Source organism: Frankia sp. AiPs1, from assembly GCF_023716945.1.
Taxonomy (GTDB): domain Bacteria; phylum Actinomycetota; class Actinomycetes; order Frankiales; family Frankiaceae; genus Frankia.
On the sequence record NZ_JAMQQF010000104.1, the window covers coordinates 1 to 14,909 of the forward strand.

Annotated in this window: 10 protein-coding genes and 1 tRNA gene; 8 read left to right on the plus strand and 3 right to left on the minus strand. The window is 73.2% G+C overall.

Translation table 11 applies throughout. The annotated features are described in order from the left end of the window. Positions 1 to 49: 49 nt before the first annotated feature. Positions 50 to 3,592, minus strand: coding sequence for a sacsin N-terminal ATP-binding-like domain-containing protein (locus ND748_RS12465; RefSeq protein ID WP_251745956.1), 3,543 nt, complete (start codon positions 3,590 to 3,592; stop codon positions 50 to 52). A 76-nt stretch (positions 3,593 to 3,668) separates the two neighbouring features. Here ND748_RS12465 and ND748_RS12470 point away from each other — a divergent pair, with 76 nt between their 5' ends. The 3 genes from ND748_RS12470 (at position 3,669) to purM (ending at position 7,920) form a co-directional block, all read left to right on the plus strand. Continuing rightward, complete coding sequence (locus ND748_RS12470; protein ID WP_251745957.1) at positions 3,669 to 4,601, plus strand: sterol carrier family protein; 933 nt, start codon at positions 3,669 to 3,671, stop codon at positions 4,599 to 4,601. Positions 4,602 to 4,828: 227 nt separating this feature from the next. Further along, positions 4,829 to 6,655 (plus strand): amidophosphoribosyltransferase, encoded by a 1,827-nt coding sequence (gene purF, locus ND748_RS12475; RefSeq protein WP_251745958.1) that lies wholly within the window; start codon positions 4,829 to 4,831, stop codon positions 6,653 to 6,655. Between the two features lie 71 nt (positions 6,656 to 6,726). Further along, positions 6,727 to 7,920: a phosphoribosylformylglycinamidine cyclo-ligase gene (purM, locus tag ND748_RS12480; protein WP_251745964.1), complete on the plus strand. Its 1,194-nt coding sequence runs from the start codon at positions 6,727 to 6,729 to the stop codon at positions 7,918 to 7,920. Between the two features lie 419 nt (positions 7,921 to 8,339). On the opposite strand, the gene ND748_RS12485 is transcribed toward purM, so the two are convergent. Both ND748_RS12485 and ND748_RS12490 read right to left on the minus strand, forming a co-directional pair. Then, on the minus strand, positions 8,340 to 8,546 hold the full coding sequence (locus ND748_RS12485; protein ID WP_251745959.1) for a DUF3073 domain-containing protein: 207 nt from the start codon (positions 8,544 to 8,546) through the stop codon (positions 8,340 to 8,342). Between the two features lie 348 nt (positions 8,547 to 8,894). After that, positions 8,895 to 9,965, minus strand: a complete 1,071-nt coding sequence (locus tag ND748_RS12490) for a Glu/Leu/Phe/Val dehydrogenase dimerization domain-containing protein (protein WP_251745960.1) — start codon at positions 9,963 to 9,965, stop codon at positions 8,895 to 8,897. 315 nt (positions 9,966 to 10,280) lie between these two features. On the opposite strand from ND748_RS12490, the gene ND748_RS12495 reads away from it, so the two are divergent. The 5 genes from ND748_RS12495 to ND748_RS12515 form a co-directional block, all read left to right on the plus strand. Continuing rightward, positions 10,281 to 11,111: a hypothetical protein gene (locus ND748_RS12495; protein WP_251745961.1), complete on the plus strand. Its 831-nt coding sequence runs from the start codon at positions 10,281 to 10,283 to the stop codon at positions 11,109 to 11,111. A gap of 152 nt (positions 11,112 to 11,263) precedes the next feature. Further along, a complete protein-coding gene (bldC, locus tag ND748_RS12500) occupies positions 11,264 to 11,470 on the plus strand; it encodes a developmental transcriptional regulator BldC (RefSeq protein ID WP_009741343.1) in 207 nt (68 codons plus the stop codon). 496 nt (positions 11,471 to 11,966) lie between these two features. Then, complete coding sequence (locus ND748_RS12505; protein WP_251745962.1) at positions 11,967 to 12,776, plus strand: hypothetical protein; 810 nt, start codon at positions 11,967 to 11,969, stop codon at positions 12,774 to 12,776. 117 nt (positions 12,777 to 12,893) lie between these two features. Continuing rightward, positions 12,894 to 12,966, plus strand: a tRNA-Glu gene (locus ND748_RS12510). A gap of 1,359 nt (positions 12,967 to 14,325) precedes the next feature. Further along, positions 14,326 to 14,909, plus strand: a 584-nt coding sequence (locus ND748_RS12515; RefSeq protein ID WP_251745963.1) for an IclR family transcriptional regulator, incomplete at its 3' end; no start/stop codon positions are given.

Sequence of the window (14,909 nt, forward strand, 5' to 3'; positions counted from 1 at the left end):
CCCCCATCACCCCCGAGGTGATCTCCCGCATCCTCGCCGGCCTGAAGGGCTAGCGCGGCCGCAGGCGAAGGCCCCACTCGGTGGCGGCGGCCCCGGCTCCGTCGGCCGCGATCTCGCAGGCAGCGATGTCCGAGGCCAGCGGCACCCCGAGGACGTGGGCGACCTCGGCCGCGCGGTCCAGCGGCAGCCGCAGCGCGCCCTGGCCGTCTCCCAGCAGGCCCAGCAGGTCGGGCGCGTCCACGACGACGGCCTGCCCGCTCGGCACGACCCCCTCGGGTGTCCGCACGGTCAGCGGCGGGTCGAACCGCTCGCCGCCCGCGGACCGGTCCGGTGCCGCGAGCACCCGGGCCACGGCGTCGACCGCGGCGATGTAGAGCGTCCGCGCGGCCGGCCAGGGGACATCCCGGTCGGCGTCGCCCAACCGGTCAAGGAGATCCATGACCGCGCCGAGGTCGCCGAGGACGTCGTCGAGGGTGAGCCGGGCGCCGAGGTGGCGCAGGAACTCGTCATCGACGCCGGCCAGCGGGGCGGCGGGGGCGAACAGGCCGGCGAGCAGCGGATCGGCGGCGGGAAGCAGCAGCTCGCGCGGCGGCAGCACCCGCCCGGTGCCCGCCACAGGCAGCACCGCGTGCCGCGCCAGCCACCACCGGGTGTACGACGGCTCCGGGGCGAACACGGCCTCGCGCAGCGGCGGGCGGGCCAGCTCGGCGAGCGCCTCGGGCCAGGCCGCCCGGTCGACGAGTTCGAGGTCGCGCACTGCGATGAACACGCCGATCATGGCCGGCGCGGGCGGACCTTCCGCCGGCGGGCGGCGCAGGTTCGCCGAGCCCTCCGGCGGGCCGCCGTGGTCGTCCGCCGCCACGTCGTCGACCCAGATGTCGCTGTCGTCGAGATCGAGCAGGACCTGCTCGTCGGCGTCGAGTGGCAGGTCATAGGTCCGGAGCACGCCGAACGAATGCAGCACGCCGACCCGCGCCAGCACCTGCGCGGGCCACGCCCGGGCGATCTCGGGCGCAAGCGTCGAGAACGGAGCGTCTTCGGCCAGCACCCGGTCGAGCGGACCCCCCTCGACGAGCAGCTCCCCGGCGGGGGTGAACTCGCCGTCGGCGGCGGGTAGCAGCAGGTCCTCCAGCCAGCCGAGCTCCGCCGGGTGCTCCTCGCCCGCGTCGCGGATCAGGGCGAGCACGGCGGCGGCCAGCGCCAGCAGGTCCTCCGGGTGGTCGTCCGGCTCGGCGTCGAGCACCGCCTCGCGCACCGCCGGATCGCGTAGCACCCCGGCCGGCGTGCCCTCCAGGGCGCCCAGCGTGCGCAACGCGTCCCGAGCGCCGCCGGCGCAGGCATCGGGGTGGACTACCCGCAACGGCAGCCCGGAGCGCACCAGGGCGACGATGTCGAGATCGGCGGTGGGCAGCAGAGTGCCGCGCGGTCCGGTGACCATGCGGGTCCGCAGGCCGCCGTCGCCGGTCGGCCCCGCCGCCGCGGGGGCGGCGAGTGCGTCGGCCGCGTCGGGCCCGTCCGCGCTGATCTCGGCGAGCGGCACCGGTAGTGCCCCCAGGGCGTCCCGGTCCGGCGCCGCCACCAGCAGGGGGTAGAGCCGTCCCCACCAGTCCGGCGGGCGGGAGATCCCGGACAGCAGCTCGACCAGTGCGGCGCTGTCCACCCGCCGGACGCCGAGCAGGTCCAGCGCGGTGCGCCACTGCCGAGCGGCGTATGCCGCCGGGAGCAGGCCCGCGACCAGCTCGGCCCCGACCGCATCCGGATCCGTGCCCGTACCCGGACCGCCCGAGGCGATCGGACCGCCCGAGGCGATCGGATCGGCCGGGCTGGCGGTATCGGCCGCGCTGGCGGGGTCGCTCTGGCCGGCGGGGTCGGCATCGGGGCCGGGGGCGCGCAGTAGTTCGGTTACGGCGTCGGTGGCGGGGCCGAGGTCGGCCACTGAGCAGTCCCGGCCGCGCAGGGCGCCGGGGAACAGCCCCGAGTCGGGGAGCAGCCGCAGCAGGGACTCGCGCAGCCGTCCGTCGACCTCGCCGAGGGGGAGTCCCGTCGGAATCAGGGCCAGGGCGGCCAACGGATCGGGCGGCTGCCCGCCCGGCCCGCCGAGTGCACTCGGCCTGCTTGGCATTCTCGGCCTGCTTGGTGTACTCGGTACGCTTGGCGTACTCGGTCCGCCTGGTGCGCCTGGCCCGGCCCACCCGACCGGTACGGCCTGCTCGCCGGGGCTGCTACCGGCCTGCGCCTGGACGCCGGCCTGTGCCTGGACGCCGGCCTGTGCCAGGACGCCGGGCTCACGCCCGGTGCCGAGGTATTCGGCCAGGACCACGGCGGCTGCGGCCAGCTCGTCGGTCAGCCGATCCCGCAACGGGCCGCCGACGGTGTGCCGCCGGGACGGATCCAGCGGCAGCTCGACGCTGGCCAGCACCGGCAACGAGAGCGGCTCGTCGGTGGGCTGCGGCGCCCGCAGCACCCGGGCCACGCCATCCGGCCAGCCGCCGTCGCGGACCATCACCCGGGCGGTGAAACCCGTCCGTCCCCGCTCCTCGACCGGGCGGTCGGCGAGCAGAGCGGAGGGGATCACACCGCTGCGCGCGATCCCGCGCCACCGCTCGCCGTTCAGGTCGGCTATCTCGACGCGTTCGGTGACCGGATCGCCGGCCGGCCCGGCCCTGCCCGCCGGTGCCGCACTGCGACCACCGTCCCGACCGCCGCGCAGCCAGTGACAGGTGACGGTGCGCACCGCGCCGTCCACGTCGACGACGATCTCGCCCGGGCCACCGAGCACCAGCGGCAGGGTGGGATCGAGTCCCGCGAGCAGCTCCCGCGCGAGCGCCGCCGCGGCTCCGTCGCGCAGTGGCAGCCGGACCACGGTGTCGTAACCGTCGGGCGGCGGCGTGGCGGTGATCGTGAACGGCAGCCGGAGGATCGGCACGGCGCCCTCGCGTCGGGCGAGCTCCTCGCCCAGGCGGATCGCCTCACCGCTGCCCACGCCGCCGGGAAGGTCGAGGAGAGGGCCGAGATTCGTTGCGTCGCGATTCGTTACGTCGCCGCTGAATACGTCACCGCCGGGCGGTGCGGTGGCCGGCGCGGCGAGGGCCGTCACCGCCTCGATCACCCGGGCCCTTGACCAGGCCACGCCGGTCGTCAGTGGGTCCGGACCACCGCGGGAGACAATCGCGGGCTCGTCCGTCACCGCGAGAACCGCGGCGAATCCGGCACCGAACCGGCCCACGGAGGCGCTGTCACGTTTGGTCGAGGCCCGCAGGGTCGACAGCGCCTCGACCCCGGCGGCCGACAGCGCCGCCCCGGTGTTGGCGATCTCCAACAGGCCGCCGGGCCCGGCCTCCGGCGCGGTGGCGTCGGCGCTCAGCCGCAGGAGCACCCGTGCCGGCACGCCGGCTTCGGCCGCCGCGTCGACCGCGTTCTGCAGCAGCTCCACCACGAGACGGTCGTGGTAAGCGCCGAGGGCGGCATCCTCCTCCGCGTTGGCGTCCTCCCGGAAGCGGGCCGGCGAGGCGACCCAGGCGTCCAGCACCCGCCGCCGGATCGCCGCGGTCCCGTACACGTCTGCCGCAGCATGTGCGGCGGTCACTGACACCCGCCCATCCTCTTCTTCCCGAGCCGCCCAGGGCGGGAGCGGGTTGACCCGGATCGCGCGGCGCCGTGGTCGGGCCGTGACAGCCTGGGCCGTCACCGCTCGGGCCAGCGCTGCTCGACTGCTCGGCCGTCACTGCTCGGACCGTCACCGCTCGGCCGTCACCACTCGGGCCAGCGCCGACCGGCAGGATGGGACGATGCCCTCCCGCACCCCCCGTCGGGACGCCTCGGCGGCGTTGCCCGAGCTCGCCGCGGCCGTCGTGCCCCAGTGGGAGCGTGTCGCCGGCGCCGTGGCCGATCTACCGGATGGCGCGTTCGCCGCGCCGAGCGTGTTACCCGGATGGACGGTCGCAGAGCTGGTCATGCACGTCGGCCGGTCGGCGACCGCGCTGTCGTTGGCCCTCGCCCCGTTCGCCGCCGACGGGCCGGTCGCGGCTCCCGCGCCCGCGCCGCGACTGGTCTCGGCGGTCGACTACCTCACCGGCACCGGGGCGCGGGCGGAGGCGATCGCGGACACCGCCCGGGCCCTGGCGGCGCAGATCGACCCCGCCGGGATGCGCGAGAGGCTGGCAGGCGAGGTGTCGGCGGCAGCGGCCGCGCTGGCCCGGGTCACCGACGGCGACCCGGTGGTCGCGACCCCGGGCGGCCCGATGCTGCTGACCGAGTTCCTGCGCACCCGGGCGGTGGAGGCGGTGGTGCACGGACTCGACCTCGGCGTCGAGCCGCTGCGGCCGGCGTTGAAGGCGGTGACGAGGCTGTTCGCCGAGCTGTTCGTCCACCGGGTGCCCGGGCGCACGGTGGAGCTGCGCGTGCCCCCCTTCGCCGCCGTTCAGGTGGTCGAGGGGCCCCGGCACACCCGCGGCACCCCGCCGAACGTCGTGGAGGCCGGGCCGGTCGCGTTCGTCCTGCTCTGCGCGGGACGGCTGGCGTGGGGCGACGCCGTGGCCGACGGGCGGATCTCCGCCAGTGGCGAGCGGGCCGATCTGAGCGGTTACCTGCCGCTGTTGTGACGGAAGGGTGGGCTGCGGAGGAGGCTGTGGGGCAAAGGGCCGGCACGCGAGGCAAGGGCCGATGTGCGTCGTCGCTGCTAGCGTGGAGAGAGGTAGCTGCCGGTCGAGGCGGTGGCTGGAATCGGTCCGCCACGTCTCGTCACGAGTGAGGACGGGCCGGCGTGGACGCGGTCCCGCGCGTAACCCTCCGCATTTCTCCGGTGTCCCTGACCAGCCGAGGAGTCCTGGTGCCAGACGTCGCCGCCCGCTTTGGCGCCACCCCCGCAGCGGGGTCCGAGCTGTCCGATGATCCCGGTCCCCGGGACGCCTGTGGTGTCTTCGGTGTCTGGGCGCCCGGTGAGGACGTGGCGAACCTGGCCTACTACGGGTTGTACGCCCTGCAGCACCGCGGCCAGGAGGCGGCCGGCATCGCGGTCGGCGACGGCCGGACGGTCGTGGTGTTCAAGGAGCTCGGGCTCGTCGCCCAGGTCTTCGACGAGATCACCCTGTCCAGCCTGAGCGGCCACGTGGCGGTGGGGCACACCCGGTACTCGACGACCGGTTCCTCCACCTGGGAGAACGCTCAGCCGTCCTACCGCACGGCCCGCTTCGGCGGTCCGATCGCGCTCGGCCACAACGGCAACCTCACCAACATCGTCGAACTTGCGCGTGGGCTCGGCGCCGGGCGGGACCGGCTGCGCGCGACCACCGATTCCGACCTCATCACCGCAATGCTCGCCGACCATCCCGGGCCCACCCTCGCCGACGCGGCGAGGGCCGTGCTGCCCCGGCTCGCCGGCGCCTTCTCGCTGGTCTTCTCGGACGCCTCGACCCTCTACGCGGCCCGCGACCCGCACGGCATCCATCCCCTCGTCCTCGGCCGCCTCGACGAGCACCCGGACGGGGCCTGGATTGTCGCCAGCGAGACGGCCGCCCTCGACATCGTCGGCGCGACCTTCGTCCGCGAGGTCCAGCCCGGCGAGATGATCGTCATCGACGCCGCCGGGGTGCGGACGCACACCTTCGCCGAGGCCAGTCCGCACGGCTGCCTGTTCGAGTACGTCTACCTCGCCCGTCCGGACACGGCGATCGCCGGCCGTTCGGTGCACGCCACCCGGGTCGACGTGGGCCGCCAGCTCGCCCGTGAGGCGCCGGTCGAGGCGGATCTCGTCATCCCGGTGCCGCAGTCCGGGGTGCCGGCCGCCGTCGGCTACGCGGAGCAGGCCGGCATCCCGTTCGGGGAGGGGCTGGTCAAGAACTCCTACGTGGGCCGCACCTTCATCCAGCCGTCGCAGACGATCCGCCAGCGCGGGATCCGGCTCAAGCTCAACCCGCTGCGCGACGTCATCGAGGGCCGCCGCCTGGTCGTCGTCGACGACTCGATCGTGCGCGGGAACACGCAGCGGGCGCTGGTCCGAATGCTGCGCGAGGCCGGCGCCGCCGAGGTCCACATCCGGATCTCCTCACCCCCGGTCCGGTGGCCCTGCTTCTACGGCATCGACTTCGCCACCCGCGACGAGCTCATCGCCAGCGACGCCGGCGTCGAGGAGATCCGCGCCTCGCTCGGCGCGGACTCGCTGGCCTACGTCTCGCTGGAGGGCCTGGTGGCCGCGTCCCACCAGCCGGCCGAGTCCCTCTGCCGGGCCTGCTTCGACGGCGTCTACCCGGTGCCGTTGACCGAATCCGACAAGCTTGGCAAACACCGCCTGGAGCCGATGGCCGGCGCGCAGACGACCGCGGACATGATCGCCGAGGCGATGCGCCAGGAGGTGACGCTCGGCATGAACGGTGCCGATCCGTCCCCGGACGGCCATGACGACGATGCCGTCCTGGCCGACGATGTTGTTGTGGTCGACGGCGCTCGCCGCACCGACGATGCTGTCCTCACCGACAATGCTGGCCTGGCCGACCGCGCCGGCCTGGCCGACGGCGTCGACCCAGTGACCCGCGCGGTCGACGGCCCGCCGACCCGAGGGGAGAACGGTCGGGCGCCCGTGCCCGGTCTGGACCCGCCGTCGGCGGCGGAGCGCCGCGGTGCGCACCGGCCCGAGCCGGCCGGGGCGAGGCCGGCATGAACGGGGCCGGCATGAACGGAGCCGAGCGGATCACGGCCGAGGCGGCCACCCCGGCGTCGACAGCCACTCCGATGTCGACGGGTGCTCCGCTGCCCTCAGGCGCCTCGTATCGGGCCGCGGGGGTCGACGTGTCCGCGGGGGACCGGGCCGTCGAGCTGATGCGCGGACACGTCGCGCGGGCGACGCGGCCCGAGGTGGTTGGCTCGCTGGGTGGGTTCGCCGGCCTGTTCGCGCTGGACACGGCGCGCTACCGGCGGCCGCTGCTCGCCTCGTCCACGGACGGCGTGGGCACCAAGATCGCCCTCGCTCGCGCTCTCGACACGCACGACACGGTCGGCATCGACCTGGTCGCCATGGTGGTCGACGATCTTGTCGTCTGCGGTGCCGAGCCGCTGTTCCTGCTCGACTACATCGCCTGCGGGGCCCTGGTGCCCGCGCGGATCGCCGAGATCGTCTCGGGGATCGCGGCCGGATGCGAGCAGGCCGGCGCGGCGCTGGTCGGCGGCGAGACCGCCGAGCATCCCGGGCTCATGGGTAGCGACGACTACGACCTGGCCGCGACGGGGGTCGGGGTCGTGGAGGCCGACGGCGTGCTCGGGCCGGAGCTGGTCCGGCCCGGGGACGTGGTGGTCGCGATGGCATCATCCGGCATCCACTCCAACGGCTTTTCGCTCGTACGGCACATCTTGTTCGGTCCCGTCGATTCTGGCCAGCCCGGTGGGGTCGCCGAAACCGCTGCGGCGGGTCTGAGGTCATATGTCCCCTCACTGGGGGACACGCTCGGCCGGTCGCTGCTTACCCCGACCCGCATCTACGCGAAGGACTGTCTGGCCCTGGCGGCGGCGGTGGAGGTGCACGCCTTCGCACACATCACCGGTGGCGGCCTCGCCGCGAACATCGCCCGGGTGATCCCCGCCGGCCTGGTGGCGACCCTCGACCGCGCGTCCTGGGCGGTGCCACCGATCTTCGGTCTGCTCGCCGAGCGCGGCGCGGTGACCCAGGCGGACATGGAGAGCACCTTCAACCAGGGCATCGGCATGGTCGCGGTGCTGCCAGCCGACGCCGTCCCCGAGGCGCTCGCGCTGCTCGCGGAGCGGGCGGTGCCCTCGTGGGTCGTCGGCGAGATCGGTGCCGCGGCCGACGAGAACCATCCCGGCGGTGAGCATGGGGCGGCCGGGCTGCGGGACACGGCGGCCGTCGGCGAGCCGGGGGCGGACAGCACGCCTCGGACCCGGGCCCGTCTGATCGGGCAGCACCCGGCCTGAGCCGCTCGCGGCGGGCGTCGCCCGGCCAGAGTCGGCCGCGGCGGCGATCCGTCGCCCGGCCGGCCGGCGGATCAGGGCACAGTGGGATTTCCGGTGGGCTGCGGTGTCCGACCGGGGTGCCACCGGTCTGGGGTGCCACCGGTCTGCGCGGAGTACACGCGCCCAGGGGAGGACGACTCGCGTGCCGACGCCGGGGCACCCGTCGACAGGCACGCGCCGATGACCGGGCGCATGCACAACCGACGCCGCGCTTCCCGGCCGCGCACCGACGATGGGCACGGCAGCGTGCGCCATCGCGCATGCACGAAGGCATCGCGACATGGCGGTGGATACCCGGACCGAAGCCCGGGCCGCCACCATCGGCGACGACCGCCGGGGTGAGCCTGCCGCGGCGGGACGACTACCGACGTGACGCTACGTCAGCGAGAGGAATGTCGATCATCCTCGTCATCTGCATAAGCGTCGTATCCGTAATCGTCATCTACGTGCGCGTCGTCGCTGTTGCTCTCGCGCGTCGAGCCCGCGCCCAGATCCGCCTTCAATCGGTCGAGATCCATATTGGGCGAGTTGTACTTGAGCTCGCGGGCGACTTTCGTCTGCTTGGCCTTAGCTCGGCCGCGCCCCATGGCTCGACCCCCTCGAACATGACGACGGGGACCCGCCCCGGTGCTCTCACTGTCTCGTGCTTCCCGAGACTACAGGGACCGGAGGCTTCTCGGCACGCCAACCCGACAGTTGCCTGTCCTCGGACAAGATGTCCACGATCGGAAGCGCTCCGTGAAGCCTGCTGTCCGGTGGGTTCGAGCGGGGAATCGGTGCCGCTCATCGGCTTGTGAGCAGCCCGACGCGCCGTGCCGGGATGTGTGCACCGTCACATCTCCTCGATCGTCCTGACCTGCGCGGACGTGCCCCGGCCCGGGGCCGGACCCGCGTGACTCGGCACGGCATCGGTGACTCGGCGCAGCACGCGTGACTCAGCGCAGCAGGAGCCCCCGTAGCCGGCCCACCTCGGCCATCCGGCGCTCGGCGAGCCGTTCGGCCGCCTTCGCCGGCGGCACGCCCTCGTCCTCGGCGAGGCGGAGAACCTCGGTGGTGGTGTCGAAGATCCGTGCCGCCCGGGCCCGGGCCCGCTCCGGCGAGTACCCCTCGATCTCGTCGGCGACCTGGATGAGTCCGCCGGCGTTGACGACGAAGTCGGGCGCGTAGAGCACCCCGGCGTCGGCGAGCCGCCCGCCGATCTCGGGCGTGGCGAGCTGGTTGTTGGCCCCGCCGCAGACGATCTCCGCGCGCAGCCGGCCGATCGTCTCGGCGTTCAGCACCCCGCCGAGCGCGCACGGCGAGTAGACGTCGAGGTCGAGGTCGAACAGCTCGTCGGGGTCGGTCACGATCTGTGCGGTCGGGAACTCGGCGCGCAGCCGGGCCAGGGCCGCCGGGTCGACATCCGCGGCGATCACCGAGGCTCCGTCCGCCACCAGGTGCCCGACGAGGCGACGGCCGACCTTGCCGACGCCGCTGATCCCCACCCGGCGTCCGGCGAGGTCCGCCGTCCCCCACCGGTGCCGGGCGGCGGCGCGCATGCCCTCGAAGACCCCGTAGGCGGTCAGCACGCCGGAGTCGCCGGACCCGCCGTGGGCCGGCGAGCGTCCGGTCACCCAGCGCGTCTCGCGGGCGATGACGTCCATGTCGTCGACGTACGTGCCGACGTCGCAGGCGGTGATGTAACGCCCGCCCAGCGAGGCGATCTGGCGGCCGAAGGCGCGCAACAGCGGCTCGGACTTGTCGCGGGCGGGGTCGCCGATGATGACCGCCTTACCGCCGCCGAGGTCCAGACCCGCGCAGGCGGCCTTGTAGGCCATCGCCCGGGACAGCGCCAGGGCGTCGGCGAGCGCGTCGTCGTCGTCGGCGTAGGGGTGGAAGCGGGTGCCGCCGAGGGAGGGGCCCAGCGCGGTCGAGTAGACCGCGATGATCGCGCGTAGCCCGGCCTGCCGGTCCGAGCACAGCAGCACCTGTTCGTGGTCGCGAACGGCACCGAACAGCGATGTCATGGTGCACCTCCTGGGGACGGACCCGGCCAGAGACCCGGACCGTCGCGGTGCCGTCCGCCAGACGGACCCACGGGTCGGTGGCCGGCTGGGCGAGCAGCGGCGGTGGCGGCCGGGTCCTGGCGAACCCTACGGCCCCGGTAGCGCGCACGGCTTGCGTGTGGACGTGCCAGGATCGAGCCATGCCAGGTTCCAGGGCATCCGGGTGGGTGTCGTCCGCGGCGCTGCGGCGCGTGACGGGGCTCGCCCCGCGGGGTGGGTGTCGCGCCAGCCGCGCGTGGCGGGGGCTCGGGCCGGACGCGGTCAGTGGGAGCTGAGATGGCTGTCGTCTCGCCCGCGGCATACCTGCGCGTGTACGAGCCGCTTGCGGCGTTTCCGGCCGCGGAGCGCGGGCGCTGGCAGCGTTACGCGGCCGCGGGGCCGCCGTCCCGGCGGGCCGGCTCGCGCCGGGAGCGCGCCGTCGCTCTGGTCGCGACCATCCGGCCGACCCTCGACGTGGCCGACGAGTCGGCGTTCGTGCAGTGGATCGACGGGCTGATGTTCGTCTGCCCCTGGTCGACCCAGCTGCGGGTGTGGCAGGCGGCGCTGGAGTTTCGTGGCCTGCTGCCCGAGCGGGTCGCCGAGGCGTTCCTGCCGCGGCGGATCACCGAGCCGGCCGAGATCGAGCTGGATCGCTGGAAGGCCCGCCGGCCGAGCCTGAAGGTCCACGTCCAGACGTGCACCTGGATGGTGCCGCCGCCGTGGTTTCTCCTGTTCGACCCGGCCGAACGGTCGCTGGTGACCGGGGACACCGCCGAGCGGTCGATGATCTACCGGACGACGATGAGTCTGGCCCGGCGCCGGGCGAGCCGCGCGGTGGAGGCGGTGGAGACGCTGCGGGGCGGTTCGAGCGAGGCCCCCGCGGTCGAGGGCATCGGCGACCTGGCCCGTTGGCTGGGGTCCTTCCATCCGCAGAGCAGGGTCGAACTGGACTACGACGGGCTAGTTGACCTGCTCGACGATGACATGCTTCGGCGCGACAGCTCGGTAGAGGACATCGTCGAGGCTGTCAGCGCGTTACGCCGTGGGCGAACAGACCTAGCGGTCGAAGCCTACGAACGGGTCCTGATGAGGTGGAGACCCTTGCAGGCGCGGGAATCCGCAAGCTGATCGACGCATTCCGTTAACTGAGAGTTGCCGTCCGCTTCGGACGAGCTGTGACTAGTCAGCAGATGGTCCTGACGTGCCATGTCCGAAATGCCCCCGAAGGATGCACGATCTGTATGGGACGGAGCGACGCTCTGTGACGGGAGGCCAACACAATGACGACACGAACGCCGGACGCCGAGCCGCTGCTGACGCCCGCCGAGGTAGCCACGATGTTTCGGGTTGACCCGAAGACCGTGACCCGGTGGGCGAAGGCCGGCAAGCTGACGTCGATTCGGACCCTTGGTGGGCACCGCCGGTACCGGGAGGCCGAGGTGCGTGCCCTGCTGAAGGGGGTCCCGAGCATCGGAGGCGACATCTAGATCCCGCTGACCTGCGCGTAGCCGGAAGCACCTCCTTCCCTCGTCGGGCGGCAGCCGCCGCCAGAGCGAGGGTGTCGGTGGTCCGACCTCGTGGAACAGGGCCGAAGGTCCGAGAGGCCGTCCGTTCGCTGAGAACCGGACAGGTCGGCCGGTCCGGGCCCCCACCTTGAGGTCACCCGACGTCAAGGAAGTGTGAAGATTCGAGTACCGGGCTGCCCGGTCGGCTGGGAGGCCGTCGGGCGAGGTCCGGTTCGCGGTCGGTGTCCGGTCTGCGGCGATGTCCGCGTCAAGGACCACCTGAGCACCGGGAGGGCGCAGGGTGGTCCTGTTGGGGAACCGGCGGACGGCCCGATGGGCCGTCCGCCGGCCTCGGCGTACGCGGGGACGACGTCGGACGGGGCCGCCGCAGCCTGGCGGCGCCGTTCACCGACCGATGACCGGCACCCGCCGTCTCTGGTCCGTCCAGGCGGTACGGGGTCGAGCGAGGGGCCGCACCATGGACCGTGACCGCCCCCGGAGCTGGGTGGTTCGGTCTGCCGTGCCCGGGTTCCTGCCCGGTGCCAGCGCCTTCCGGTTCACGAACAGCTTCGACGTCCAGCCGCTGCTGGCCCTGCGGCTGCCCGGCATGCCCCGGCGCCTCGGGATCGGGGACGCCAGCCGCGGCCTGTGCGGCGGCATGATCTTCGCGGTGCGCGACCTGTTCGAGACCGGCCTCGCCGTGCCACCCGACGTCGAGCCGCCCCGGCGGGGCTCACCGCTGTACGGCTACCTCGTGCGCCGGCTGCTGGCGAGCTTCGACCTGCCCCGCGGCGTAGCCCGGTACTACGGCCTCATGCGAGCCGCCGACACCTACCCGCTGCCACGCTCCGGCAGCGCGACGCGGCCCGGGTCCCGTCCTGGCAGCGCGCTGGGCCGCCTTGGCGTGGGTCGACGCAGCCTCGCCGACGAGTGGCCGCGGATCCGGCTCGATCTCGACTCCGGCCGGCTCGCCCCGATCGGTGTCATCACCGTCCACTCGGCGGATCCCCTGCAGCTCGGCCTGAACCACCAGGTCCTTGCCTACGCCTACACCCAGATCGACACGGCGGTGTCCCTGCGCGTCTACGACCCGAACACCCCGCTGGAGGGGGCCGACGACGTCACGATCTTCTTCGACCTCGCCGACGCAGGCGGTGACGCCGGCAGCGTGCGCATCACCCACTCGATCGCGATCGGTGGCCGGCCGGTGCGCGCGTTCTTCCACTCCCGCTACCGCTGGGCCGACCCGCGCCCGGCCCTGCGCGCCCACGCCGCCGGTGGCCACTGACCGGACCCAGCGCGGACGGTTTGTCGGCCGCCCTGACCATCCCCTATGCTTGCAGTGCTTCAGACGATCGACGATGTGGCTGAGCCACTGCTCTGCCCCGGTTGTGATCGTCACCGCGCCCCCATCGTCTAGTGGCCCAGGACGTCGCCCTTTCAAGGCGGTAGCACGGGTTCGAATCCCGTTGGGGGCACCCCTCGACCACCAGCCAGAACCCTGCCCCACCCGGGCTCGGGCGGCGGGTGGCCCTTGCCCTTGCGGGTGACGCAGTGGACCGCGACCGGACCGGGGCGGGCCGCCGCGTCGCGCAGCGCCGCCTCGGCGGCGGCGATGTCATGGCCGGTGAGCGAGCCGTCTCCGATCACCGCCCGCAGGACAGAATTGGTGTCGCGGTCGTGGGGCGACGAGGATTTCCGAGTGTCTCCATTGCAGCCGTTCCGGCGGGCGTCAGAACGCGGTGGCACACGGGTGACGGACGAGACCTGGCGGAGTAACGAGAATTGACGCCAGCCGGCAGCCATGGTCTTCCGCCCGTATCCGGACAGCGGAAAAGGGAACGGCGGTGACCGGGAAATAGATGTGGCCGGGCGCCGCGGGAAGTACCGCACTCCGGCGTGTCAAATAGTCGGACACCGGCCCGAATCTCGGGTTTCGAATCATCAGTATGATAGCGAAGCGGTTCGTCAGTGCAAGTGCTTGCGCACAATCCGGCGGACGGCACGACAAGTGTTCCGAGTCCTCTCGGCGTACGAACACCCGGGCAACGGTCGGCGCGGCGGCCGGATGACGGTGCCAGCAGCGTTGCCCACGTGGTTGCCGATCGGTCCCGGCGCGGGCTGGCGCCGGTCGTGAGCATTGTGGGCACGACGTGCCCGCTGCCAGGCAACCTTTACCGTAGCCCGCTTACCCGATAGGCACCTCCTGCCCTGATCAGGCGGGCCGGCCGCGCGCAGGTGCCACCGCAGTCGGATTCCCGACTGCCTTGTCCCGCTCGGCGACTCGACCGTGACGCGTGCCACATTCTGTATCCGATGCCGTCGTGGGCCGGGTTGTCCCGGACGGCTCCCGGAAGACAAAGGTAAGTGGATGACCAGGGCACTCGGTGCGCCGTGTCCGAGACCAGGGTCGAGTGGCGCGGGCTGTGCACCCACGAGTTCCGCCGTAAAACCTCGCGGTGGCCCGCCGAACGCCTATCCTCGATCCTGGACCGGCCCGTCTGAAATGGTTTACGATCGGCGACGTTGGATCGATGGCGCGGGTCGGCAAATGTATGCGGATGTGTCGGCGCGTCCGGTCGCCAGTCGAGTGATAATCGCGAGGATCTTCACAGTCCATGCGCCGCGGTGGCGACCCCCGGGCCTTTCTGCCCCCGGCGACAATCTTCTGGAGGTACTGTGTCGGCTGTCGCCAGCTCCCCTCGAAAGGCGTACGTGCGGCCGACACCCATCCGCGCTGCGTCGTTTCCGCGCAGGTCTCCGCTGTCGCCTGCGGCGCCGGGTGGCCGTCCCTGCAGCACGGGCACCTGTCGTTCATGACGGTCGCGGACGGTCAGGTGACGAGCTCGGTCGCCCGGGCGATGACCCTGCTCCGGATACTTCTCGACGCTGGCGGTGAAGCCAGCCTCGCCACGCTGAGCCGGCGAAGCGAGCTACCGAAGAGCACCGTCCACCGGCTGCTGGGAGTGCTCGAAGTGCAGGGCGTGGTCGTGCGCAGCCGGGGCGGCTACGCCCTCGGCGACCTCGCCCTGCGGCTGGGCGGCTGGGTCGACGCTGGTCTGCACGAGCGGCTGGTGCAGCCGATCAAGCCCTACCTCGTCGAGCTGTTCGAGCGCACACGGCACCGGGTCGATCTCGCCATGCTCCTCGGTGAGCGAGTCATCTATCTCGACAGCATTTTCGGCCATGCCTACGAGACGCTCTCGCTCAACTCGGACGGCCGATCGGTGCCCGCCCACCGGTCCGCCGCCGGGCTCGCCCTGCTGGCCTTCGACCCGGACGCCCAGGCACGAATGCTCGACGGGCAGGTCGGCTCGGAGACGCTGACCCCCGGCGCGCTGGCGGCGCTGGCCCGCGAGCTCGCCGCCGTGCGGCACACCGGGATCGCCGGCCCGCGTCCGGACACCGCGCCCGGCACACT

What these genes read in the sequence shown, in the direction of transcription:
- bldC (WP_009741343.1), top strand. Translation starts at nt 11,264, where the DNA reads ATGACGACACGAACGCCGGACGCCGAGCCGCTGCTGACGCCCGCCGAG.
- ND748_RS12490 (WP_251745960.1), bottom strand. Translation starts at nt 9,965, where the DNA reads ATGACATCGCTGTTCGGTGCCGTTCGCGACCACGAACAGGTGCTGCTG.
- ND748_RS12505 (WP_251745962.1), top strand. Translation starts at nt 11,967, where the DNA reads ATGGACCGTGACCGCCCCCGGAGCTGGGTGGTTCGGTCTGCCGTGCCC.
- ND748_RS12485 (WP_251745959.1), bottom strand. Translation starts at nt 8,546, where the DNA reads ATGGGGCGCGGCCGAGCTAAGGCCAAGCAGACGAAAGTCGCCCGCGAG.
- purM (WP_251745964.1), top strand. Translation starts at nt 6,727, where the DNA reads ATGTCGACGGGTGCTCCGCTGCCCTCAGGCGCCTCGTATCGGGCCGCG.
- ND748_RS12495 (WP_251745961.1), top strand. Translation starts at nt 10,281, where the DNA reads ATGGCTGTCGTCTCGCCCGCGGCATACCTGCGCGTGTACGAGCCGCTT.